This window comes from Ruegeria sp. HKCCD4315, from assembly GCF_013112245.1.
Lineage (GTDB): Bacteria > Pseudomonadota > Alphaproteobacteria > Rhodobacterales > Rhodobacteraceae > Ruegeria.
Genome location: NZ_WVRN01000002.1, coordinates 239,478 through 264,153, shown reverse-complemented (window position 1 = coordinate 264,153; position 24,676 = coordinate 239,478). Strand labels below are relative to the sequence as shown.

The following is a 24,676-nucleotide window of genomic DNA, read 5'->3' as shown; positions in this document are numbered from 1 at the left end:
CTTATTGTGCACCCGCAGCGTGGATCAGTAAATGGCAAATCCACCTACTGATCGCTGGGTTTGTTTATTTCCCTTTCCAAACCGGATCGCGTTTTTCGGCAAAGGCGCGGGCACCTTCCAGTTGATCTTCACTGGCATAGAGTACGTCAACAGTGCGCAGCTGACGTTTGGTGATATGGTTCATCGCATCCTGGAATTTGGTATCCTCGGCGTCGCGCACGATCTCCTTGATTGCCGCATAAACCAAAGGCGGCCCCGAGGCCAGAAGGCGGGCAAGTTCCCAGGCACGGTCCATGAGTTGATCGGCAGCGACGATCTCATTCACCAGCCCCCAACGATTGGCTTCTTCCGCATCGAACCAACGCCCGGTCAGCAGCAGTTCCATGGCAATGTGATATGGAATGCGTTTGGGCAGCTTGACGCTGGCAGCATCTGCCACAGTGCCCGAGCGGATTTCCGGTAGGGCAAAAGTGGCGTGATCAGCGGCAAAGATCATGTCCGCTGAAAGGGCAAGCTCAAGCCCGCCCCCACAGGCGATGCCGTTCACGGCTGCGATCACGGGCTTGTTCAGGTCGCGCAGCTCTTGCAGACCTCCAAACCCGCCAACACCATAATCCCCGTCCACCGCGTCACCATCGGCGGCAGCTTTCAGGTCCCAGCCGGGGCAAAAGAATTTATCGCCCGCGCCGGTCAGAATGGCTACGCGAAGCTCTGGGTCGTCGCGAAATGCGGCAAAGACCTCGCCCATGATTCTGCTGGTGGCAAGGTCAATGGCATTGGCCTTGGGGCGGTCCAGCGTCACCTCGAGGATCGTTCCGTCGCGGCGGGTTTTGATTGGGTCCATTTTTCAGGCCTTCCTTATAAGTGCATCCACCGCAACCGCGTCGTCCCGCGTGCAGAGGAGAGGGTTAATCTCGACCTCGCCGAGCGTGTCGGCGTTTTGCAAAACATAAGCCTGAACAGCATCGACTGCGGCAATGATCGAATCCATATCAGCCCCCGGTTGGCCGCGATAGCCTGCAAGCAGAGGTGCGATTTTCAGCTGGTCAAGAGCCGTGCGGATGTCTTCGGGCACGCTGGGCACCAGCAGAGAAACTGTGTCACGCATGACTTCGGTCAGTACGCCCCCTGCCCCAATGGTCAATACAAACCCATGCGCCGGATCACGAACAACACCAACCAAAAGTTCCGCAACGGTCCCCGTGATCATCTCTTCTATCAGAATGGCTTCGGTGCCGATTTCGGCCGCTACATCGGCCACGTCTTCGGCCTGGATGCCCAGCCGAACGGCGGCGTATTCTGATTTGTGCGCAAGCCCTACGCCTTTCACCGCAAAAGGGGCGCGCATATCCTGCACCGCTTTGCTGATTTCTTCTGCGCCACTGACTGTGCGGTTTTGAGGGATGCGCAAACCGCATTCTGCCAGCGCCTGTTTGGACACCCCCTCGGTAAGGGTTCCGGACGCCTCGACGCTGCCTGGCAGCAAAACGGGCTGCAAACAGGGGGCACGGACCTGACCCGCCGCGCGCGTGGCGGCAAGCGCTTCACGGATACCCATAAAAGGCACGACGCCGCCTGTCATCAGGTCTTTCGCCACATCTTCAGGCAGTAACTCTGGCAGGGTCGCGACAATGGCAAACCGTGCCCCAGTGTCCGCACGAACTTGCAAGGCCGCCCGCGTTGCACAGGTCCAATCTGTGGCGTCGGTGGTCGGATAATCGACGATAGAAAACGTCAGGTCGATATCCTCACCCGTCATACCGGACCATGCCTGCGACATCGCGCGTTCATCGCGCCAGATATAGGTGTGATAATCCAGCGGATTGTTCAGCGCCACCATAGGACCTAGCGCATTGCGTAGATGGGTCTTTTTATCATCACTTAGCGGTGGGAAGGTCAAACCGGTGCCGACCGCCATGTCTGCAATCAGGCTCGCCTCGCCCCCCGAACAGCTGATCGAGGCTATGTTACCGCTGGGTAATGGACCGTAGCAGTGCAGCAGTTTCAACGTTTCGAGGAAATCCGGTAGCGACGAAAGACGCGGGATACCAAGCCGGTCCAACAACGCCTGCGCGCCCGCATCACTTCCTGCCAGAGACGCTGTATGAGACACCGTCGCTGCCTGCGCCTGTTCCGAAGCGCCGACCTTTAGGGCGGCCAGCGGAATGCCCTTTGCATGGGCCTTTGCGGCCAGCGCCTCCCACTCGCGGATGTCCTTGAAACCTTCGACGTGCAAACCCAGGGCTGTCACGCGCGGATCATCAAGCAAGGCCGCAGCGATCTGCGCTTGACTGGTTTGCGCCATGTTTCCGCAAGCCACCATATAGGCAATCGGCAAGCCGCGTTTCTGCATGGTCAGGTTGATCGAGATATTCGAACTTTGAGTCAGGATCGCGACGCCTTTGTCCACCGGCGTCGCCCCGTGCTGGTCCGGCCACAACAGCGCACCGTCCAGCGCGTTGATGTAGCCATAACAATTCGGGCCAAGAATGGGCATGTCACCGGCTGCGGCGATCAGCTGCGCCTGCAAGTCCCCGCCGGTGTCGTCTTCAGCGACGGCTTCGGAAAAACCCGAGGCAAAACAGACCGCCCCGCCCGCGCTCATGCTGGAAAGGACCTGAACCGCCTCAATAGTGGCGTGGCGGTTGATGCCAATGAACACCGCATCCGGGGCTTCAGGCAGGTCTTCGATCTGGCCATAAACCTTGTGTCCCGCGATTTCGTTGGCTTTGGGATGAACTGGCCAGATTTGCCCGGCATAGCCCATACGTTCGGATTGCAGAATAACCTGCTGACACCAGACACCACCGCCAATGACAGCGATAGTTTTCGGGCGCAAAAGCCGGGTCAGGTCTTTGTTCATGGTCAGGCGCCCAGTGGACGCAGAAGATCACGGCTGATGATGTGGCGCTGAATTTCACTGGTGCCGTCCCAGATGCGTTCAACGCGTGCATCGCGCCAGAAACGCTCGATCGGGAAGTCGTCCATCAGACCCATACCACCATAGATTTGCAGCGTCGCATCCGTCACTCGCGCCAACGTTTCAGAAGCATAAAGCTTGGCCGAGGCAATCTCACGGTTCGAAGGCAGGTTTTGGTCCAGACGCCAGGCGGCGGCAAGGGTCAGCCAGTCGGCGGCGTCGATCTCGGTGATCATGTCTGCGATCTGGAAGCCGACGCCCTGAAACTTGCCAATAGGCTGGCCGAACTGCTTGCGCTCGGCCGCATAGTTCAGCGCATAGTCAAAGCAGCGCCGCGCGCGCCCAACCGAGAACGCCGCAACCGTCAAGCGAGTTGCGTAGAGCCATTCGTTCATAACGGCAAAACCACCATCGACTTCGCCCAGAACCTGCGCATCCGGCAGACGGCAATTGTCGAAATAAAGGATATAATTCTTGTAGCCCTTGTGGCTGACCGAATTGTACCCTTCGCGCACTTCAAAGCCCGGGGTGCCGCGATCCACCAGGAAAGTGGTGATGCGCTTTTTGGGGCCTTTGGGGGTTTCGTCCACGCCGGTTGCGATAAAGACAATGAAGAAATCCGCGTGTTCCGCACCAGAAATGAAGTGTTTCGAGCCGTTGACTACCCAGTCACCCCCATCGCGCACTGCCTGACATTTCATGCCGCGCACGTCCGACCCGGCATCCGGTTCGGTCATCGCCAAAGCATCCATCTTTTCACCGCGTACGGAAGGCAGCAGATAACGTTCGCGTTGCTCATCATTGCAGGCCATCAGGATGTTTTGCGGGCGTCCAAAGAAATGCGTCAGCGCCATCGATCCGCGGCCAAGCTCGCGCTCAACAAGAGTGAAATCCAGATGGGACAAGCCCGCGCCACCGACCTCTTCGGGGAAGTTACAAGCATAAAATCCCAGATCGATGCATTTCTGCTTGATCTCGTTGCCCAACTCGAGCGGGACGGTACCACTGCGCTCGACCACCTCTTCATGCGGGTAGATTTCGTTTTCAACAAAGCTGCGGACCGTCGAGACGATCATTTCTTGTTCTTCGGACAAACCGAATTGCATGGCGCGTATCCCTTGGATCAGTAGTTGACCCAAAGAACGTCATCCCTCAAATTCTCGACATGCAGTTTTAGGCGTATATCATGCAGAATTCGAAATTTTTGCCACGGCGATACAACATTCTGCTCTTCAACGGGTTTTCGAACCATTGCCTAGCAAACATGGTCGAACCGCTGCGAGCGGCGAACAACATGTCACATCAATCGCTCTATGTGTGGAGGTTCTGCACACTGGACGGAACACCGGTCCAAAGCTCGAGCGGGCTGAGTGTCACCCCGGACGGAGCGATTGGGGATCAAAGGGGCGATGTCCTTGTGGTCATGCCGTCTTATGGTTTTCTGAAACTCGATACACGGGCAACCATTCGGGTCGTGCTGGCAGCGGCAAAACGGCATACGAAGATCGCAGGGTTGGATACCGGCAGTTGGCTTTTGGCGCGCGCGGGTTTGCTGGATGAGCATCGGGCAACCATTCACTGGGACGAGTTATCTCGGTTCGAAGAACAGTTTCCGGCGGTTGAAACCGTGCGTGAACGCTTTGTCATCGATGGCAATCGGCTGACCTGTTCCGGGGCGATGGCGGCGTTCGATCTCGCCTCAGCACTTATTCGGCAGGATCACGGCCCGCTATTGTCTCTGGAGGTGGCGCAATTACTGATGGGGCGAAACGGGCGCGATCCCTATTCTTTGCCATTGAAATCCGAAGACAAACTGGTCAATCGGGCGTTGGACGTGATGCAGGCAAATATTGAAACCCCGTTGTCAATCACACAGATCGCGCGGCGCATCGGATGTTCGCAAAAACGGATCGAAACCCGCATACGTGCCGAACTGAAAACCACCCCGCAGGCACTTTATCGGCGTTTGCGACTGACGCTAGCGCGTAATCTGGCAGAGGAAACAGAACAATCCATCGCCGAGATCGCTGGGCGTTGCGGGTACGAAAACGCCAGCGCGATGACCCGCGCGTTCAAAGCAGAATTCGGTCAGGCCCCGACCGCGTTTCGGTCAAGCTGACCCTGTATCCGATGGCTCACCCTCAGACCCGCGCGTCACGCTTTTCCTGTTCGATCCGGCGGCGAATATGGATGTAGTCGATGATGCCATAGACCAAAATCAAAACTGATAAAGGTAGAACAGCCATTCCAACCCAGACAAAAACCGAATCCGCATCCGCAAACTGCATTAATCCAAATCCTGCAATCGCCACCCCCAAGGCGGTTTTTACATAGGCCAGCAAGGTGCGCCGGTTGGCCAACTCGGTTCGTAGAAAGGCCAACACCGTATTGTCCAGTGCACGTCGGGACTTGAGATCGGAAGGAGGGGTTGGGTCAGCCATGCCTTATGGATGCGAAATTCGCAGCCGGACTCAAGTGAAAACCTCACCACATCGCTTGAAGGCCGAACCAGAACGCAATCCAGCACAAAGCTACACTCAGCAAAATGTTCCCTGCTGCCATCAGGATGGTACGCTCGCGGTGGAGTTGCAGGGACTGATAGGCAAAGCTGGAAAACGTGGTGAAGCCTCCGCAGAAACCAAAGACCAAACGGCGTTCCTCCTCGGGCATTAAGTGGGGTTCACCCAGATAACCCGCCCACAAACCCAGCAACAGGCAACCCACCACATTCACGATGAGTGTCGAAAGCGGCAGTTCATGCGTGATCATACGGTTGAGCATATGCCGAGCGACCGCGCCCAGACCGCCGCCCAAAGCAAATGCTGCGTGTAAATAGAGATCACTCATCCGGGTGCTCTCCTGCGTGGTACTTGCGCCCGATCGCTTCACCCAGGATGGCGGCGGCAAGACCAAAAACAATTTCAAGGGCCAGAGCTGCGACCATATAGGCGATATCTGCTTGGGACAGCCGGTCGAGCTCGGCTACGAATGAGGAAAAGGTCGACAACCCTCCGCAAAACCCAACCGCGCCTAGATGGATGACATGGGCGTGAACCCTGTGCCGCACCGCGTAGAGCCAGCCGATGAACAGACAGGCGGCAATATTGATCCCGAAGGTTGCAGTCACGAAGGGCACGCCGGGTATTTCAAGCGACAGCATTTCGCGCAGCACCGACCCAAGCGCGCCGCCGACAAAGACGGCGAGGTACATGAGTGTTCGCTGCAAGTCCTTGGCCCCCTGATCAGAATCGCATTCTTCGATCTATGTCCATACAGGCTTGGGGATTAAACGCCAATGATCGACCCTTCAGTGCGTCAGAACCGTTGGGCCGATGCACGCTCCCAATCGCTTGCAAATCCCGCAGGGACACTGTCTGACAGCAACCCACCTTCGGGAAGCCGTTCATAAAGGTCCGCATATGTGAACTCTTTTTCGTCTGTTGAGCGGCGCAGAATATCCGACGGGTGCAAGTCCGTGACCTTTTCGTAGCCCATTGCACCCAGAATTTCGCGGAAGCTTTCCAGCGTGGCATCATGATAGCGATTCACCCGCTGACGTTTTTGCGGCACATACACAGCCTTCGCGCGTTCCTGATCCTGAGTGGCGATGCCCGTGGGACAGCGGTTGGTATTACAATGCAGCGACTGGATACAGCCCACGGCAAACAGCATCGCGCGGGCCGAATTGCACATATCTGCGCCCAAGGCGAGTTTTTCGATCATGTCATAGCCTGTTGCGACCTTACCGGAACAGATGACGCGGACCTTGTCGCGCACACCGATGCCACGCAAGCAGTTATCGACAAAGATCAACCCTTCGTTCAACGGCATCCCCAACCTGTTGGAGTATTCCACGGGCGCAGCGCCGGTGCCGCCTTCGGCCCCGTCGACTGTGACAAAATCGGGCAAAATCCCGGTATCCAGCATTGCCTTGCAGATACTCATGAATTCGGACCGTTTACCGATGCACAGCTTGAAACCCACTGGCTTGCCGTCCGACATCTCACGCAGATGCTGCACAAACTCCATCAGCCCGGTGGGGGTATCGAAGGCCGAATGTGCCGGGGGTGAAATTACATCCTTATGGGGTTCAACACCGCGAATTTCTGCGATTTCCTCGTCGACTTTGACCGCAGGTAGAACCCCGCCATGGGCAGGTTTCGCACCCTGGCTCAGCTTGATCTCAATGGCTTTGACCACGTCCTTTTGGGCTTTCTCTGCAAACTTGTCCTTGTCAAACCCACCTTCGGGGGTGCGGCAGCCGAAATAGCCCGTGCCAATCTGCCAAATGAGATCACCGCCTTCCGCCAAATGATGCGGGCTAATACCACCCTCTCCTGTGTTATGGGCAAACCCACCGTCTTTGGCGCCACCATTCAACGCCCGGATCGCGGTATGGCTCAGCGCTCCGAAGCTCATCGCTGAAACGTTCAAGCGCGACGCATCGTAAGGCTTGGAACATTGCGGGCCGCCCAGCGTCGCCCGCTCTTCGCTTTTTTCCACTTCTTTCGGCGACAGAGAATGGTTGGTGCGGTGATAGCCTACCTGCGTGATGTCGTACTGGGTGCCAAACGCCTGTGTATCCTGTTGGCCTTTGGCACGAGCATAGACCAGACTGCGCGTGATCCGGTTGAAGGGCCGTCCGCTTTCGTTGGTTTCAACAAAGTACTGGCGTATTTCTGGGCTGACGAATTCCAGCATGTAACGAAAATGGCCCAGAACCGGATAGTTATTAAGCACATTGTGCTTGGTCGTCATCAGGTCATAAGCCCCGATTGCGATATAGGGCAGCACGATCACCAACAGCCACAGCGCTGGGGTCCAAAACCAGCCAAGCAGCAAAGTCAGGGGCAGGCCGAAAAAGGCCACCGCGTAGTATATGTTGCGTACAATCATGCGTCCGATCTCCGGTTTCTAAATTGGATTGGCACCCGCGTTACAGCTGCGCCTTGAGCTCTTTGACCCAATTGTCCCACTGGGCGTGGTCGCCCTTCGCCAGCAGGATTCCTTCTTTCAGTTTGGACATACCAAAGCCCCAGGCCATCTTGGTGTCCACATGTGGGGGCATCACCAGCTCACCCGGCGTGACCATGGCGTCGATGATGAACGGCTTGGTGCTGGCTTTGGCCTGCGCGATGGCATCTTTGATGTCAGCGGCATGTTCCACACGCACACCATCCCCACCACAGACCTTTGCGTATTCGGCGAAATCCGGGTTCACCAGATCCGTGGCCATCGGGTTCACGGCATAGCCCGCAACCTCCATCTCCATCTTCACAAAGCCCAGCGTTTGGTTGTTGAACACAATCACCTTGATCGGCCAGTCGTAGCGCACCGCGGTCACGAAATCCTGCATGGACATACCAAAGCCGCCGTCGCCGCAGAACGTCCAGACCTCACGCGAGGGATCGAGCGCCGCTGCTCCAAGCGCCGAAGGCAAGCCAGAGCCCAGAGAGGAATGGTTGAATGAACCCACCATTCGCCGCCCACCCTTCATTCGGGTCTGCCGCGCCACCCAGACGGTGCATTCACCAATATCCATGGCAAAAACCGCATCCTCTGCGGCCTGATTGGAAATCTCGCGGGCGAATAACTGCGGGTGCAGCGGTTCGCTGGCACGTTCGAGGCTGGCCTCTTTGTCCTGTTGCGCCAGCCACTTGTTGCAGAGTTTAACCTGGTGATCGGCGAAGTTTCGGTCTTCTTTCTCGGCTATTTGAGGCAGCAGCCGGTCCAGCGTCGCTCCGACATCCCCCAACAGGCCCGATGCGATAGGCGCACGGCGACCCAGATTTTCGACGCTGCGGTCGATCTGCACGATCTTGGCCGTCTCTGGCAGGAACCATTCATAGGGAAAGTCGGTGCCCAGCATCACAAGCACATCGCAATCGCGTACCGCGTGATAGCCGCCGGGGTTGCCGATGAGACCAGTCATGCCAACCACATTCGGGTCGTCGTAGTCGAAGATATCCTTGCCCTTCAACGTATGCGCAAGCGGAGCGTTGAGCTTTTGCGACAGGGCCAACACCTGATCCTTGGCCTCGCGGCAACCTACACCGGCAAAAAGCGCCACCTTCTTGCCTGCGTTTATGATCTGCGCAGCACGGGCAATCTCATCTTCGGGTGGGATCAGGGTAGAGGGCTGTTTCAAAAGCGGGTGGAACTGGTGCAGGCTGGGCACCTTTTGTTCGGATACATCGATGGGCAGTTCAATCCGCACCACCTCGCGGTTGATGAGCGCACGTTGCACGGCGATCTGGGCAAGACGCGGCATCTGATCCGGCGTGTGGATCACCGCCTGATAGTCGCACACATCATCAAAGGCTTTTTCCAGGTTCACTTCCTGATGATAACCGGTTCCGCGTTCCCGGTGGGCGACCTGGCCAGTGATCGCTACGACACCGGCGCCTTCGCGTTTGGCGTTGTAGAGCCCGTTAATCAGATGCAACGCTCCGGGTCCAACCGTGCCGGCACAAATCCCGATACCGCCTGTCAGATGTGACTGCGCATAAGCCGCATAAGCTGCGTTTTCTTCGTGCCGCAGCCCTTTCCACTCAAACCGGTCATCCCCGCGCATGGCTTCGAGGAAAGGGTTCAGCGCGTCGCCAACCACGCCAAAGATCTGACGACCACCTGCATCCGCCAATATGTCCAGCAGGACTTCACACACGTTTTTCGCCATGTCTCTCTTCTCTCGTTTCGAGCAAATTCAACAAGATGTAGCCAACATCGTGTCTGCCTTTAATTCAATAGCCATCCTAAAAATCAAAGTCGCTTCACCGACTTTTCAAATCACACAAGGGTCAATTGGATGTGACGGACACAAACACAGTATGGTCCTGTAGGCCCATAAAGTGCCACAAGTTCAAAGTGTTTTTGACAGTTAGCCAGGCGATGCAGGCGAAAGGTGGAACAAAGCTGCACATATATTCAAAAAAGAACGCGTTGTGGTTCTGGAATCGACACCGCAACGCGTGCTTGAAAAACTATTGGCAGTGTATAGGACTATTCCCGACCCACAGCTTGACCATCTCCATCGAAAAAATGCAGCTTGCTGGTCGGAAAATGCAAACCGATATGTGCGCCCGGTTTGAGGTCCGTGTCTCCATTCAAACGCACAGTGACGTTTTCTTCAGCACCGACATCGACAATTAGGAACGTATCGGCACCCAGGTATTCGATCACCTCGATCACGCCGTCGGTCTGGCCCTCGCCCGCCGTAACCACTTCGATGTGTTCAGGGCGCACACCCAATCGGTTGGCTTCGCCGGAAAACGCAAATTGGCCCCCTCTGCCATGTGCCAACGTATAACTGCCGCCTTGAGCGGAACAGCGCAACACGTTCATTTTTGGGCTTCCAATGAACTGGGCCACAAACAGATTGGCCGGACGTTCATAGAGCTCGCGGGGCGTACCGACCTGCGCGATCTTGCCGTATTCCAGAACCACGATCCGGTCGGCCAGCGTCATGGCTTCGACCTGATCATGGGTCACATAGATCATCGTCCGCTTGAGGCTTTGGTGCAGCTTGGCGATCTCGTACCGCATCTCGACCCGCAGGGCCGCATCGAGGTTCGAAAGCGGCTCGTCGAACAAAAAGGCGGTGGGATCACGCACAATGGATCGGCCGATGGCAACGCGCTGGCGCTGTCCACCTGACAAGTCTTTTGGCCGGCGTTCCAAAAACGGTCCAAGCTTCAAAACCTCTGCCGCTGTATTGACCTGCTCTGCGATCTCAGCCTTTGGCACTCCGGCCACTTTCAGCGAGAACCCCATGTTTTCGGCAACCGTAAGATGCGGGTAAAGCGCATAAGATTGGAACACCATCGTCAACCCGCGTTTCGAGGGCGGATGATCGGTGACGTCAGTGTCATTGATCAGAAGTGACCCACGCGAGATATCCTCGAGCCCACCAATCATGCGCAACAAGGTGGATTTGCCACAGCCTGAGGGGCCGACAAAAACAATGAATTCGCCCTCTTCGATTTTGAGGTCCACGCCTTTGATGACCTGGGCTGACCCAAACCATTTTTCGACGGACTTTAGTTCAATGCTGCCCATTAGCTTCTCCCTGCCCAGTGAAGCCAGACTGCGGCTGTCCAGGTGAACGCAGTGCCACCGGCTGGGCTTCCGGTTTTTGGATCAAAATACTCAGCAAATCCGTAGTTCGAGATCAGCTTTGCCGTTTTCTGACGCAGATCTTCTGCCTGTTGCCTGTAGCCCATGTCTTCCAGCCCAAATCCGATCATCATATTCATGATGGCCCAGGTCGGACCGCGCCAATACCGGCGCGCATCAAAGTTCGGCATCGATGTATCGTAGCTTGGAACTGGATAGGGAACGGTCTCCAAAACTGAATTCAAACGCCCCAACATCTTTTCTGAATCGATACCTGCATACCAGCACATGTACGACGCGTTTGAGATGCTGCCCGCCCACTCACCTGTATGCGCGTCACGGGAATCAAAGCTGCCCAGGTCTTCATTCCACAAAGACCGTGCACCGTTTTCGAGCCGATCGGCATCCGCACGCAATCCTTCGGCCTCAAGGTCAAGTGCTTCGCTGATCTCCAAAAGATCTCTTGCCGCGCGCAACGCCGAGAATGTCATCGTTGGGTCGGCAACCCGAAATGGGTTCTTTTCCAGCAGGATCTGCTGATCCCATTCGGCCTCACGACCAATCTGAACCAGTTTGATGTACCGGTCATAGTCAAACTTGGTAGGCCGGTCGTCGCTGTTTACATGAGTGGTGTCTCGGCGCTGATACTCACCTACATCTGAAGCGTCCATGCGCGCCATCGATTTGTCCCAGTCGGGAGCGTTATCGCGGCCGGCTTCCCATGGATGCGTCGTGCAGACCGCATCCCTATCATCCAAACGCCACTTCATTATCCATCGATGCCAGGCCAGTAACTTTGGAAACAGATCGCGCAAGCGTTGCTCGCCAGCGACGCGGTCCTGCTCCCAAATCTTGCGGACCATTGTCGCCGCAATGGGGGGTTGAATTATCCCCGACGACAAAATCGGGCCGTTGCACCCCCAAACGTCCGGGCCAGGGAAATATCCGTCATCCTGCTGGTGGAACAGGATGTGCGGCACCATGCCGTCCGTCCATTGGCCTGAGAACAGCGTTTCGACCTCGGTCCAGGCGCGGTCAATGTCGAATTCCGCAAATCCCAGGGCAGCAATCGCGCTGTCCCAGTTCCATTGATAAGGGTACAGCCCCTCGGTCGGGATCGTGTAACCACCGCGATCATTGGCAATCAGAATATTGCGCGCTTCGCGGTCCGGGTTTGTATGTTGGTTCATCTCAGTCATCCTTTGACGGACCCCGCAGTCAGGCCCTTGGTCATGAAACGTTCAAGTCCCAGAAACAACGCCATGATCGGTAAGGTGGCGATCACCGCACCAGCCATCAGATGTTGTCGGGGAATTTCCGAGGAATTCAGCATTGTAACGCCTCGGGTCAGTGTGAATTTCGACGGATCGTCCAGCAGCATGAAAGCAAGCAGGAACTCGTTCCACGCAATCATGAAAACATAGAGCGATACCGAGGCCAGCGCAGGCAGGCTGAGCGGCAGGGTGATCTTCCAAATCACAGCCAAACGCGACAGACCATCCATCAGACCAGCCTCTTCAACTTCAGTCGGAAGACCTCGAAAGTAACCCTGCAGCATGTAAAGCGCGACGGGGATCGTCGTGACCGGGTAGATCATGACAATGCCAAGGATCGAGTTCCGCAGACCAGTCAGCGAAAACGCGATATAAATCGGCAGCGCCAGAACGATCATCGGAACCATGTAGATCAGCAGGATCGACCGCGAAAACGCCTTTTGCCCTTTGAACCGGAACCGCGCCACCGCATAGGCACCGGGGACACTGAACAGCAACGTGATGAACACAGTCAGGACCGAGACATAGAAGGACGTCCAGAGATAAGTGCCGAAATTGAAGTCGCGGAACAGCTCGGTATAGCTGCGTAACAATGCAGTGCCCTGGCTCAGGTCTACTGAGAAATCCAACGGGTTCTGCAATAGAGCCTGCTGAGATTTCAGGCTGGTCATCACCATCACATAGAATGGGATGACGACAATGGCCGTGAAAAAGATATACCCGAATCCGGTGCAAAAGCGGATCACCGCCTCTTCGAATTCATGGCGTGTCAGTTCGGTGAAGGGCAGTTCCTTAAGGATCTCGGCCAATGACAGGTGCATCACAACCGCAACCGCGATGACAGTGATTAGGCTTGCCTGCAGCGTCGTATCCAGACCAATCAGGACGGGGCCCAAACCGCTTAGACAAGACAAACCCAATAGCACAGAGATCGCCAAACGCGCCGGAGCATGGCGCGCCGGAAACGCAACATAAGTAAGACCTGCCACCGCGCCCCAGATCAGGCTCAACCCCACCTGCGGGCGAAACGCTGCGCCCGTGGCGAAGGACATGGTGACGGCGACGGTGCTGGCAATGATGACCAACCAGAGTGCGCCCAGAACCGGGCTAGTGATGAAACCTTTGCGCATCACAGACCCTCCTCACGGCTGATGAAGCGGAAGAAGACAAAGCTGAAGGCGATCAGGCACAGCAGGATAACCACGGCCACCGCCGCTCCTGCCCCGATGTTTGAGATCGCAAACGCCTGCTCATAGACATTCACAGTCAGTGTGCGGGTACCCGCATTACCACCGGTCAGCAGGAAAATGTCGTCGAACTTGTTGAACGTCCAGATAAAGCGCAGAAGGAACAGTACCGACAGGATGCCCAACAATTGCGGGATGCTCAGCAACCAGAACTTCTGGAAGGGCGACGCTCCATCCATATCAGCAGCTTCATACATGCTGCTATCAATGGATTGCATCCGCGCCAGGATGAACAGGAAGGACAGCGGGAAATAGCGCCAGATTTCGAACACCGTGACCATGATCAGCGCCAAAGGGCGTTCGCCGAAGAAATTGATCGGTGCACTGGTCAGACCCATCTGGATCAAAAGCGCATTGGCAGAACCCGAAAACGGATCAAACAGCGTGACCCAGGTAAAGGCCACCGCAATGACAGGAGCGACATAGGGAAACAGGTAAAGGCCCCGGATGAACCCCTGCCCTTTGAAGCTTTTATTCAGCAAAAGCGCTGCAAACAGGCCCATGACCAAGGCGCCAATGGTTCCGAACACCGTGTAAAACAGCGTGACCCAAAGCACGCCCCAGAACTCAGCTCCGTCAAAGACGCGAGCATAGTTGTCGAGGCTGAATTCAAAGTTGGTCAGAACGTTCGGCCCGCTTCCGGTCACACGCGGTTCTGACGCTTCGACCACGTCTTCAAAGGCATCGGGGTCGCCGTCCACGTCAACGGGAATGCGGATACGCTCACGCTGGCCCCCTTCAAGAGTGCCGAAGTCACAAAACAGGTCCTGCCCGTCCAAAACGCAGGGGGCGGCAACGTCCCCCGCAACGACACCGTCGGGCAGAACGTCGCTAAGGGTGACGCCGTCGATTGCGATCTCCTGACTGGAGTTGCGCAGACGGTATTCAATCCGCAGATCGTCGCCCGATCCGCGCAGGCTTTCACGCACAACCGGTGCGGGTGGGCGCAGATCGGACAGGGTAAACGGCTTGAAGCTGATCCAGAAGATTGCCAGCAAAGGCAAGATCACCACAAGCGATACACTGATCACGGTCGGAGCCAGCAGCGTCCAGGCCAGACGCGCCTCGCGTTTGGCTAACGCCCCGGTTCCGGTCGGTGGGGTGGCCGAAGTCATGGGGTACCTCGAAGGGTTGGGTGCAGCGGCGCGCACGCCGCTGCAGTTGCCACTAGATTACTGAACCTTCGCCAGCTCTTCGTTCATGGCTGCAACCGCTGCGGCTGCGTCGATCTCGTCATCAATGTACTGGCGTACAACACGATTGATGGCCTGAGAGTTGATCATTTTCGACGCCAGCGCCAATTGACCTTCGGCTACGCCCCAGCGCTGCGCCACGTCCAGACCACCAACAATCTCGTCGATCATGGCCTGTTCATACAGCTCGCCCAGAGGGGCCTTGCGATCGACACCGACGGGCAGTTCCGCCCAGGCTTCAGAGAACGCGGTCGGATTGTCTGCATTACCACGGCGCACGGGGAACTTACCCTCAGGCGCAATAGCCAGCGTCTGGGTATAACCGTCATCCATGGCAAACTTTACGAATTCCATCGCCGCGTCGGTGTCTGCATCGTTGGTGATACCGAAATACCGCACATCACCCCAGGCCGCGCCATCGGGGTTCGACGGGCCGGACAGTTTGGTAACGATACCAGTCTTGCTGGCCAGATCGCGCGAGGTCGGGTCGTCGTTGATGGTCGGCGGGGCACTGTCGCGCAGACCAGCCAATTCGTCCAGAATAAATGGCGACCATATGATCATGGCGGCTTTACCATCAAAATACAGCTCGCGCGATTGCTTCCAGAACAGCTCACCGGGAGGCGAAGCTTTGGAAATAGCCTTGTAGAAATCCAGAACTTCGGTGGTCTTGGCCTCATCAAGCGGCTGGAACCCATCGGGGCCAACAGGGCTGACACCGTTTGCCAGGAAAACATGCTCCAGCACCTGGCTCATGAAGTTCTCGTCAACTTTGGTGGCCGAAACAAAACCATACATTTCTGGCGGGTTATGCAGCGCCTCAAGTGCGGCCTGAATATCAGCAAAACTGTCAGGCGCCTCCAAGCCGGCCTCTTCGAACAGGTCCTTGCGATAGACAACCATTTGCGTCCAGCCATCCACCGGAACCGAGGCGGTCTCACCATTGAACGCCGCCATGCCCAAGGCACCCGGAGCGAAAGTATCAGCGCCCAGTTCTTCGATCACTTCGGTCGCAGCTTCGGTGTCCAGAATGCCAGCTTCGGCCCACGGCAGGGCGTACTGCAACGGGTGGTAGACAACATCTGGCAAGTCACCTGCGGCAAAGGCTGCGGTTGCGCGGGTGCCCAAATCTGTTTCTGTGACAGGTATCACCTCGACGGTTGTTCCGGTCTCAGCCTTAAACTGGTCAGCCATTTCCTGCTGTTTCGCCAGACGCTCGGGCTGCTCTTCGGTCGTCCAGAAACGGATCGTGTCCGCCTGTACCGACATGGCCGTCAGCGCCAGTGCCAACGAAGAGCCGAGCATCAGCCTGGCTGCTTTTGGTGTAAGTTTCATGGTCGGTTTCCTCCCCGATTGTCTTCCATGGATCGTTTGATTTTTTTCGCCAACTCGTTCGAGGTCAGCAGTGGCGGCCCGTCAGAGTCGCGTTCAATCAGCACCGCCTGGCTGAGCTCGCGCAAAGTTGCGGGCTCTTCCCCTCGGGTCTGACGTATAAGCATCGTTGCAAGGCGTTCGCCTGCCCGTTTGGAGTCGACGCTGAACGTCGTCAGCCCGGGGCTGGCGTATTGGCATTCCGGGACCCCGTCATATCCAAGAACCGAGACATCGCGCCCGATCTCAAGGCCAAATTCTGCGCAGACAGAGTAGCTTCCCAGTGCAGCCTGATCCGTCGCAAATACAATCGCGGTCGGCGGGACAGGAAGACGCAATAAAGCGCGCGCTTCAGCGGCCCCTTCCTCGCGGGTGCGCGCGCCTTCTCGGATCAATTCGGGATCGACTGGCAATCCTGCAGCCCTAAGCCCGTCGACATAGCCATCCCGACGCAGGTGGCTGTAGTTGAACTTGGGATCACTGCCGACAAACCCGATACGGCTGTGACCAAAACGGACCAGACGTTCGACCGCGTCGCTCATGGCTATTTCGCCGGAAATATCAAACCACGACGTATCGTCCTGATAGCCGGTTCGGCCATATCCTGTCCGACCATAAAGGATGAAAGGCACCTGCAGGTCGCTGAGGTACCCAACTCGCGCGTCATCTACTTCGGTACGCGGCAGGATAAATCCATCGGCCTTTCGTTCTTCGACCAAACGGCCCAAAACATTTAACATGTCCTGCTTCGACTTCGCGGTCGAGATTGTCATCGTCCAGTCAGACGCACTTGCAGCTTCACAAGCCCCTGCCAGAAAGTCCTGAAAAAACGGATTGTGCCGGTCCGGTTCTTCACTGTTGATGACCATGGCAATGGCACGCACGCGCCCCGTTCGAATAGCCTGAGCATGGCTGAGCGGGCGATACCCCATCTTGCGCGCCGTCACCTCAACACGCTTTCGCGTTGATTCTGAGATGTCGGAATACCCGTTCAATGCACGCGACACGGTGCTTTTCGAAAGGCCAAGGTGATGTGCCAATTCGTCAAGCTTCACCCGCCCACCGGACGCGGCGCGCTGGGACCGGATTTGTCGCTGTTGCAATTCGGGATTCGCCATCATTCTTTCATTTAACTGTTCCGAAACCGGTTTCGGCAATCAAAAAATTAATTCCAGCAACCCGCTACGGACAATCCCCGCAATCAACGAACAGGTCACAACACCAACACTTAGACATCACCGCAGCCGATGAGTTTAAAGCGGAACACCTCCGGAATTCGCAGATGACCCTTCCAATGCCGCAATCGGGAGTTGACCGTGCTCAAGTTTTTCTGTCATCAACGCGCCATGTTCGGTTCCGGGGAGTCACCCGGAGGCAATAGGGAATGCAGTGCGGCACATTCTTGGCCAATTCTGCAACTGCCCCCGCAACTGTAAGCGGCGAGCGAGACTGATTACGCCACTGGGTCACACCCGGGAAGGCCAGTTAAGCGTTTAGACCCGCAAGTCAGGAGACCTGCCGAACATGCGCCCTCGGAAAGGGTGCTCATCATCGGCGACGGGGTGTGCGCCGGATCTGTTTGCCCGATGGGGCAAATAGTTTCGCATTCACCCATGTCAAAAACCAATGCGTGCCGGGGAAGGCGCGACGTGAGAAGGACGTATTTGTGAAACACTTTTTGTTGGCCGCGGCCGCTACTGCGGCGCTGCCCGCGCTGGCTCAGGCTCATTTCTTGCTGGAATACACCGAGGATACCATGATCGAGCGTCCGGGCGACGTTCCTGTCAAGTTGGTCTTCTGGCATCCGTTTGAAGCCGGGCACGTGATGACCCTGGAAAAGCCAGAAGAATTCTATGTGATCCACAATGGTGAAAAGACCGATCTGCTGGGTACATTGGAAGAAACCACATTCGAAGGCCCCGAAAACAGCGCCAAGGCATTTCTTGGTTCGGTCCCGGTTAAGCGGTCCGGCGACTATGTGCTGGTGACGGTACCTGCGCCTTACTACGAAGAATCCGAGGATATCTATATCCAGCAGATCACTAAGGCTTACCTGAACCGCAATGAACTGCCCACCGACTGGAATCAACCGCAAGGGCTGGCGACCGAAATTCTGCCGTTGAACAAGCCCTATAACGTCATTGCAGGTTCCACCTTCACCGGCCGTGTACTGAGCGAAGGCGAGCCGGTTGCCGGTGCTGAAATCGAAATCGAATACATGGCAGCTGAGCCCGATCTGGCGGGAAACGGTGCGAAAGATGCCACGGCATCCCCACTACCGGGCGGCGCATTGGTCGCGATTTCAGATGAGAACGGCTATTTCACCTTTGGCGTACCGAAAGCGGGTTACTGGGGTTTTGCCGCTTTGGGTGCGGGCCCAAAAACCGAACATGAAGGCAAAGAACTGAGCCAGGATGCTGTGATCTGGATCCGCGCCTGGGATCTGGAGTAACCCCTATGCACATCGTGGACGGAGCCCTTTCGAACCCAGTTGTGATCGGCGGCGCAATCGCAGCGGCTGGCGGCATTGCCATAGGGCTGAAATCGCTGGACCTGGACCGCATTCCCACGGCGGGCGTGCTGTCGGCCAGCTTTTTTGTAGCCTCGCTGATCCATGTGCCGATCGGCCCGTCCTCTGTGCATTTGATACTGAACGGTCTAGCTGGGCTTTTGCTTGGCTGGGCCGCTTTTCCTGCGCTGTTTGTTGGCTTGCTGCTTCAAGCCGTGTTTTTTGGTTTTGGCGGTTTGACTGTGCTTGGGATTAACACGGTCAACATCGCACTTCCGGCGGTGCTGACATGGATGATCTTTGGCCGTCTGATCGCACGCGGCTCTCCGCTGCAGGGCGCTGTTTGGGGCGGCATCAGCGGAGCATTTTCGATTGCAGCCACTACGGCCCTTGTCGCTGTCTCTCTGGCTCTGTCTGGTGACGAATTCCTACCAGCCGCGAAACTGGTCTTTTTTGCACATATTCCCGTTATGGCAATCGAAGCGGTACTTACCGGTTTTGCTATTCTATTGGCCCGCAAGGTCAAGCCTGAACTCTTTCTTATAGGCGCCCCCGAATGAGACATCTGATTTTTGCAGTTGCGGTATGGCTTACCCCACTTCCTGCGCTGGCCCATAAAGTTATCACAGGGGTCTTTCCCGCAGGCGACGCGATTGAAGGGGAATTGGGCTTTTCCAACGGCGACATGGCTGAAAACCAGGAAGTTGTTGTTTACGGCCCCGATGGCGCTGAACTGGGGCGAACAGTCACAAATACCGATGGATTCTTCCTCTACACCCCCACCGAACCTGTCGCGCACACGTTCAAAGCAGATCTGGGCGCTGGTCATCTAGCCGAGGTCACCATGCCCGCCGAGGAAGTGGCTGAGATTTTGGGCGTGGATGCCGAGCTTGTAAAACCTGCTACGCAGGTTGAAAACGCAAACGATGCCGCGACGACTGTTGCGTCATTAACCGACGAGGAGCGCGCGGCCATTGCCCAAGCGGTACGAGACGAAACCCGCCCTCTGCGCCGTGAGATTGCAGCCTATCGCGAACACAACGACTTGCAGACCGTTCTGGGTGGGATCGGCTACATTATCGGTCTGTTCGGCATCGGCTTTTATGTCGCTGCACGCCGGAAAATGGCCGCCTGATGGCTCACGCTCTGGAACCCCAGGCAAAGACGCTGGCCGAGGCTGATGCCAGCGCACCCTTCGGGGTGATCGGAGAGTTGGACCCTCGGATGCGGATCGTGATGGCGTGCTTTTTCGCTGTTGTAACGGTTTCGCTATCCAGCATCCCCGCGTTGATTGTGGCTCTGGCAATCTCTATCGGCCTGCTTTTGATGTCTCGCCTACCCGTGCGCCGCACACTTAAACGCATGGCCATGATGGACAGCTTTATCATCTTCATGTTGATACTTTTGCCCTTTTCCATGCCCGGTGACGCGATGTTCACCCTGTTTGGGTATCCGGCCAGTTGGCAGGGACTGTGGAAAGCCATTGAGATTGCTCTGACAGCCAACGCCGTGGTCCTGACCCTGATGGTTCTGGTCGGTACGTTGGAACCCGTCACTCTGGGTCATGCTTTGCACAAACTGCGCTGCCCAGATGCTCTTGTGCATTTGCTGATGTTCACCATCAGATATATCGAAGTCTTGCGCGAAGAATATCTGCGCCTTCGCGGGGCCATGAAAGTTCGTGGTTTCCGCCCCGGCACCAACTGGCACACTTATCGCAGCTTTGGCTATCTGGTTGGCATGATGCTGGTGCGTGCCATCGAACGGTCAGAACGCATACTTAGCGCCATGAAATGCCGCGGGTTTTCTGGGCGGCTACTTTTGCTGCAGGATTTTCATCTGACCCTGCGCGACTGCTTGTTCGCTGTGACCCTGGGTTCGATCTGCCTCGGTCTTCTTTGTCTGGATTTCCTATGACGATCCTTAAACTCGAAGATATCCATTTCGCCTATCCCGGGCAGGCATACGTGCTGGACGGTGCATCGCTTTCACTTGATCCGGGGCAACGCCTGTCAATAGCAGGGCCCAATGGCGCGGGAAAATCTACGCTGTTTCGCATTGCCCTTGGGTTGCAGAAACCAACTGCAGGACGCGTGATTGCCCTTGGCAAGGACCGACGGGCCGAAGCAGATTTCCACGAGGTACGCCGAGAGATCGGGCTGGTGTTTCAAGACCCCGACGACCAACTGTTTTGCCCCACCGTCGCAGAAGACATCGCGTTCGGACCGCTCAATCTGGGCCGCAGCAAGGCCGAAGCGCTTGCCATCGTTGACAAGGTTCTGTCCGATCTGGGCTTGATGCACCTGCGGGACCGCATCACGCATAAATTGTCCGGGGGCGAAAAACGGCTTGTAACCCTTGCCGCCGTGCTGGCAATGGAGCCGCAAGCGCTGTTATTGGACGAACCGACCAATGCGCTCGACACCAAGAACGAGGCCCGTCTGCTGGAGATCCTAAAGGATCTGCCACAGGCCATTTTGCTGGTCAGCCATGCCCCATCCTTCCGCCAGGCATTGGCGCCGGACACGCTTGAGCTGAGAAATGGAAAGCTTGTTTCGGCTGGATTTTGACCTGCAAGACACCAGTTTCAGCTGGCTAATACATTGCACCAAGATCCTGCCGATCTGCCCTATTTCCGGCCACGTTTCCTATCATTTGAAGTGGTTCGTTGGACCAGAGCTCAGGCCTGAACTGCAATATCGGCGGATGCCGTCTCAGCTTCAATGGCAGTGTCCAGCGCCTTGCGGAACAGTTTGGCCCCCTTGTCCAAGCCAAGATCGATATGAGGTGTCTTGGCGTGCTTCATGCCAAGATGCACCTCCTCCAACACCTCTTTGTCCTCAAGAAAGGCCATACGCGCGCCGTCATTCATGAACTTTGACACTTCAGCATTGTCTGGATCTGTATTGCGATGCTGGAACCAGAAATAGCGGGTGCGGTCTTCGTCAATCGGCGTCATGAAATTGTACGAGATATTGACATAGGTCTTGTCGACCGGGGGTTTGCCATAGCCGCCGGTGCCAACGGGCGTGTAAACGGACTTGTTCAGCGCGATGGCAGGCAGGCACATCTCGTAGTGCTGCAGCCGATCACAGTCGCCCTCGAACGCGACCAGATTTGCGTAGTACGGTGAAGGCGGTTTGTTTTCGATCCAGCGTGACACGATCACACCGCGATCGGTTTTCTCAACATCCAGCGGTTCTTCATCCGTGCCCGCGCCCGCAAAAGACGTGACATGGACCCAGGCCACATGGCTGGGGTCCAGTAGGTTGTCGCAGACCCACAGGTAATGGCAGTCGATATCCATCACACCACCATCGGTTTTACCCCAGCTGGGGTCATCAAAGTTCTCAATCGGAAAAATCTTGTCCGGATCCGCAAGGGCAGGATCACCCATCCAAATCCAAAGATACCTGTACCGATCCACCACCGGATAGGATTTTACGACCGCCCGGCGCGGGGTCATTCCGCGCTGGGTTGGGCTATCAGTACATTTGCCTGAGCAATCGAATTTTAAGCCGTGATAACCGCATTCGACAACATCGCCGATCAGGTTGCCCTTTGAAAGGGGTAGTTTACGGTGGGGACAAGCATCTTCTAGCGCGACCGGGGTACCGTCCAGTTGTCGATAGAGCACGATGTTTTCACCCAGAAACGTCTCGGCCTTCAGCTCGCGCCCGACGTCCTTGCTCCAGGCGGCGACATACCAACAGTTTCTCAAAAACATTCAGCTCTCCAATGTTCAAGGTGCCTTTTGCCAGTGTGAGTGGCTGAACGCTCATATACCATGCCAGAGTTTTAATGGCTTATATAAGCTTGGCTAATTTCAAAAAGATGCAGACTGCGGGATTTCGGGTTGCGTGGCAACTTCGGAGTGAATCCATGTCAGAAACTCGGACACTTTGGCGCTGTCTTTGGTTTCATGCGGTCGCACCAGCCAATAAGACAGCGGGGATTGGGTCATTTCTTTGAAGGGTCGGACCAAGCGGTCGTCGCTCATCATATCAATGACCAACGGTTCCCGCCCTAATGCCACGCCTAAACCTTCGATTGCCGCCTGCACAACCATATTGGACTGTCCCAATCGGCGTGTTCGAAGCGCGTTTGGCAGAGTCAGACCACAGCGCCGCGCCCAGAATTCCCATGTGGGGCTGGCGGCCCCGTGATGCAGGTTCTCATCCACCAGCATCGTGTGTCTGGCGAGGTCTTCAACGTTTCGCAGATCGGGCAACAGCGACGGCGCGCAGACCGGGAACAATTGCTCATTCATAAGCAAATCGACCTGATAGCCAGGGTAATCGCCCAACCCGTACCGAATTCCGATATCGGCATCCGCACCAGAAAATGGAAATTGCCCTGTGTCAGTCGCAATAGAAATCGACAGGTCCGGATGTGCCATATCAAAGCGTAAAAGGCGTGGAAACAACCAGTTGAAGGCAAAACCTGGCAGGCAAGAAATCACAATTGTCCTGTCCGAACGGGTTTTGTCCCTGAGTTGCGCGCACACATCTGAAATGCGACCTAACCCTTCTGAGATCGCAAGTGCGAGTAGCTCGCCTTCGCGGGTCGGGCGTGACTGGCGTGCACCCCGAACCAGCAACTCGCGCCCCAACCATTCCTCAAGGCTGCGCACATGCTGGCTGACTGCACTTTGGCTGACGCCCAATTCCGTCGCCGCAGGCGAAAACCCCGAGTGGCGGACAACGGCCTCGAACGCTCTTAGTGCGGAATAGGGTAAGTTCAAGATCATATTAGTAACTCTAATGTCACTCATAATCACTTTCAAATAGATAGGTGACGTCGCCGGTTGGTAATCTCTACAAACCCAAACCCTCAGGAGACGCGAATGTCGGACATTACGCCCGAGCGCGGAGCGCGAAACCTTTTGACAAACTGTGCGCACGCAACCGCAGGTGACCGGCTGCTGATCGCGTACGAGCCGCCAGAATTTGGGTATTTCGACGCGGATAGCGTGAAAATTGTTTCCGGGGTGGCCCAGTCCATGGGCTTGTTGGTGGAAACGGTTGATGTGGGCTTCAACCCTGAAAAACCGCATTTGCCCCCAGAGCTGCTGACCCGGTTCGAGACTGCTGACATCATCCTGTTTTTGGCGCGTCTTGGGGATCAGTTGCGCTTTTCGCAGATGCCAAAAGGCAAAAAGATCATTGTCAGTTTTGCCCTAAGCCGGGAACAATTCGGATCCGGTTTTTCAAATGGCCATCATGACGCCTTCATGGAGCTCAAGGCCGGGATCAATGAAGTCTTGAACACCGCGCAGGACGTACGGTTCACCTGTCCTCTGGGCACCGATGTGCGTGGAAAACCTGAAATGAACCTCGACCCGTCGGGCGATACTTCAGTCCTGCGCTTCCCTATGTCAGTTTTCACACCGGTACCGGCGCACAGCTTTTCAGGCCGTGTTGCGCTGACGTTTCTAACGGGGACGGGCTCGAAATATTATGATGACTACACTATCGAATTCACTCACCCGGTTCTCGCCCACCTCGATCAGGGTCGCCTGACGGGGTTCGAAGGGCATCCGACGGATGTGGCACGGGCCGAAGCGCATTATGATCGGGTGTCCGAACAGTTCGGCATTGAGCGAAACTTCGTTCATTCCTGGCACGCAGGCATCCATCCCGGATGCGGCTATCCTTGGGACATGCGCCAGAACTACGAACGTTGGGGCGGGGCTGCCTTCGGCAATCCCCGTATCCTGCATTTTCACACATGCGGCACCTACGCGCCGGGTGAAATCAGCTGGAACGTTATCGATCCCAGCATCGTCATCGATGGCACTACCTATTGGGAAGACGGGCGTTTCTATGCCGATCGTCTTCCGGGTGGCACCGAAATTCTAAGCCGGTATCCATGCGCTGCGGGGCTGTTTGCCCATCCGGACATGGATATCGGGCTTCGAAAAGCTGGCTAACCTGCCTGACTTAGTAGCACCATCCGAGATACGGGCACGGTGCAGCGCCGCACCAGGCTCAATCTGGTTGCTTAGCAGGCAGTGCACGTTCATAGATCGGCGGAACAATGCTCTG

Annotated in this window: 23 protein-coding genes and 1 riboswitch; of the genes, 7 read left to right on the top strand and 16 right to left on the bottom strand. The window is 56.3% G+C overall.

The window, feature by feature from the left end; all coding sequences use genetic code 11:
- Positions 1-64 precede the first annotated feature (64 nt).
- Genes GS646_RS19130 through GS646_RS19120 form a run of 3 tightly spaced genes read right to left on the bottom strand, consistent with a single transcriptional unit; the run spans position 65 to position 4,026 of the window.
- On the bottom strand, positions 65-844 hold the full coding sequence (locus tag GS646_RS19130; protein WP_171185670.1) for a carnitinyl-CoA dehydratase: 780 nt from the start codon (positions 842-844) through the stop codon (positions 65-67).
- 3 nt (positions 845-847) lie between these two features.
- Positions 848-2,863: an acetate--CoA ligase family protein gene (locus tag GS646_RS19125; RefSeq protein WP_171647304.1), complete on the bottom strand. Its 2,016-nt coding sequence runs from the start codon at positions 2,861-2,863 to the stop codon at positions 848-850.
- A 2-nt stretch (positions 2,864-2,865) separates the two neighbouring features.
- Positions 2,866-4,026 carry an acyl-CoA dehydrogenase family protein gene (locus GS646_RS19120; RefSeq protein WP_171185674.1) on the bottom strand — a complete coding sequence of 387 codons (1,161 nt, stop codon included), beginning with the start codon at positions 4,024-4,026 and terminating at the stop codon, positions 2,866-2,868.
- Between the two features lie 80 nt (positions 4,027-4,106).
- Between GS646_RS19120 and GS646_RS19115 the strand changes: the two genes are divergently transcribed.
- A complete protein-coding gene (locus GS646_RS19115) occupies positions 4,107-5,039 on the top strand; it encodes a GlxA family transcriptional regulator (RefSeq protein ID WP_171185676.1) in 933 nt (310 codons plus the stop codon).
- A 22-nt stretch (positions 5,040-5,061) separates the two neighbouring features.
- Here the strand turns inward: GS646_RS19115 and GS646_RS19110 are convergent, their stop codons facing one another.
- The 11 genes from GS646_RS19110 to GS646_RS19060 form a co-directional block, all read right to left on the bottom strand.
- A complete protein-coding gene (locus GS646_RS19110) occupies positions 5,062-5,361 on the bottom strand; it encodes a DUF202 domain-containing protein (protein ID WP_171185678.1) in 300 nt (99 codons plus the stop codon).
- Positions 5,362-5,404: 43 nt separating this feature from the next.
- Complete coding sequence (gene crcB, locus GS646_RS19105) at positions 5,405-5,767, bottom strand: fluoride efflux transporter CrcB (protein WP_171185680.1); 363 nt, start codon at positions 5,765-5,767, stop codon at positions 5,405-5,407.
- Complete coding sequence (locus GS646_RS19100) at positions 5,760-6,146, bottom strand: CrcB family protein (protein ID WP_253746475.1); 387 nt, start codon at positions 6,144-6,146, stop codon at positions 5,760-5,762. Before GS646_RS19100 ends, crcB begins: the two co-directional genes overlap by 8 nt.
- A gap of 89 nt (positions 6,147-6,235) precedes the next feature.
- Complete coding sequence (locus tag GS646_RS19095) at positions 6,236-7,816, bottom strand: FMN-binding glutamate synthase family protein (RefSeq protein ID WP_171185682.1); 1,581 nt, start codon at positions 7,814-7,816, stop codon at positions 6,236-6,238.
- Between the two features lie 40 nt (positions 7,817-7,856).
- Positions 7,857-9,599, bottom strand: a complete 1,743-nt coding sequence (locus tag GS646_RS19090; RefSeq protein WP_171185683.1) for a thiamine pyrophosphate-dependent enzyme — start codon at positions 9,597-9,599, stop codon at positions 7,857-7,859.
- A 323-nt stretch (positions 9,600-9,922) separates the two neighbouring features.
- Positions 9,923-10,978 carry an ABC transporter ATP-binding protein gene (locus tag GS646_RS19085; protein ID WP_171647306.1) on the bottom strand — a complete coding sequence of 352 codons (1,056 nt, stop codon included), beginning with the start codon at positions 10,976-10,978 and terminating at the stop codon, positions 9,923-9,925.
- Entirely contained in the window at positions 10,978-12,225 is a 1,248-nt protein-coding gene (locus GS646_RS19080) for a hypothetical protein (protein ID WP_371732115.1), read from the bottom strand. Before GS646_RS19080 ends, GS646_RS19085 begins: the two co-directional genes overlap by 1 nt.
- Positions 12,226-12,230: 5 nt before the next feature.
- Positions 12,231-13,439: a carbohydrate ABC transporter permease gene (locus GS646_RS19075; protein WP_171185688.1), complete on the bottom strand. Its 1,209-nt coding sequence runs from the start codon at positions 13,437-13,439 to the stop codon at positions 12,231-12,233.
- Positions 13,439-14,671 (bottom strand): carbohydrate ABC transporter permease, encoded by a 1,233-nt coding sequence (locus tag GS646_RS19070; RefSeq protein ID WP_171185690.1) that lies wholly within the window; start codon positions 14,669-14,671, stop codon positions 13,439-13,441. The genes GS646_RS19075 and GS646_RS19070 overlap by 1 nt, the downstream gene beginning before the upstream one ends.
- Before the next feature lie 57 nt (positions 14,672-14,728).
- Positions 14,729-16,084 carry an ABC transporter substrate-binding protein gene (locus GS646_RS19065; protein ID WP_171185692.1) on the bottom strand — a complete coding sequence of 452 codons (1,356 nt, stop codon included), beginning with the start codon at positions 16,082-16,084 and terminating at the stop codon, positions 14,729-14,731.
- On the bottom strand, positions 16,081-17,238 hold the full coding sequence (locus GS646_RS19060) for a LacI family DNA-binding transcriptional regulator (RefSeq protein WP_171185694.1): 1,158 nt from the start codon (positions 17,236-17,238) through the stop codon (positions 16,081-16,083). Before GS646_RS19060 ends, GS646_RS19065 begins: the two co-directional genes overlap by 4 nt.
- A 216-nt stretch (positions 17,239-17,454) precedes the next feature.
- A riboswitch (cobalamin riboswitch) is annotated at positions 17,455-17,658 on the top strand.
- A 128-nt stretch (positions 17,659-17,786) separates the two neighbouring features.
- Between GS646_RS19060 and GS646_RS19055 the strand changes: the two genes are divergently transcribed.
- The 5 genes from GS646_RS19055 to GS646_RS19035 are packed head-to-tail and all read left to right on the top strand — an operon-like array spanning position 17,787 to position 21,199.
- Entirely contained in the window at positions 17,787-18,572 is a 786-nt protein-coding gene (locus tag GS646_RS19055; RefSeq protein WP_171185696.1) for a DUF4198 domain-containing protein, read from the top strand.
- 5 nt (positions 18,573-18,577) lie between these two features.
- Positions 18,578-19,189, top strand: a complete 612-nt coding sequence (gene cbiM, locus GS646_RS19050) for a cobalt transporter CbiM (RefSeq protein WP_171185698.1) — start codon at positions 18,578-18,580, stop codon at positions 19,187-19,189.
- Entirely contained in the window at positions 19,186-19,764 is a 579-nt protein-coding gene (locus GS646_RS19045; RefSeq protein WP_171185699.1) for a cobalt ABC transporter permease, read from the top strand. The genes cbiM and GS646_RS19045 overlap by 4 nt, the downstream gene beginning before the upstream one ends.
- On the top strand, positions 19,764-20,546 hold the full coding sequence (gene cbiQ, locus GS646_RS19040) for a cobalt ECF transporter T component CbiQ (protein ID WP_171185701.1): 783 nt from the start codon (positions 19,764-19,766) through the stop codon (positions 20,544-20,546). The genes GS646_RS19045 and cbiQ overlap by 1 nt, the downstream gene beginning before the upstream one ends.
- Complete coding sequence (locus GS646_RS19035) at positions 20,543-21,199, top strand: energy-coupling factor ABC transporter ATP-binding protein (RefSeq protein WP_171185703.1); 657 nt, start codon at positions 20,543-20,545, stop codon at positions 21,197-21,199. The genes cbiQ and GS646_RS19035 overlap by 4 nt, the downstream gene beginning before the upstream one ends.
- Positions 21,200-21,309: 110 nt before the next feature.
- Here GS646_RS19035 and GS646_RS19030 read toward each other — a convergent pair whose 3' ends face one another.
- Together GS646_RS19030 and GS646_RS19025 are read right to left on the bottom strand one after the other, a co-directional pair.
- Positions 21,310-22,356, bottom strand: coding sequence for an aromatic ring-hydroxylating dioxygenase subunit alpha (locus tag GS646_RS19030; protein ID WP_171185704.1), 1,047 nt, complete (start codon positions 22,354-22,356; stop codon positions 21,310-21,312).
- A 99-nt stretch (positions 22,357-22,455) separates the two neighbouring features.
- Positions 22,456-23,379 carry a LysR substrate-binding domain-containing protein gene (locus tag GS646_RS19025; protein WP_171185706.1) on the bottom strand — a complete coding sequence of 308 codons (924 nt, stop codon included), beginning with the start codon at positions 23,377-23,379 and terminating at the stop codon, positions 22,456-22,458.
- Positions 23,380-23,475: 96 nt separating this feature from the next.
- Here GS646_RS19025 and GS646_RS19020 point away from each other — a divergent pair, with 96 nt between their 5' ends.
- Positions 23,476-24,561, top strand: coding sequence for a hypothetical protein (locus GS646_RS19020; protein WP_171647310.1), 1,086 nt, complete (start codon positions 23,476-23,478; stop codon positions 24,559-24,561).
- Positions 24,562-24,676 lie beyond the last annotated feature (115 nt).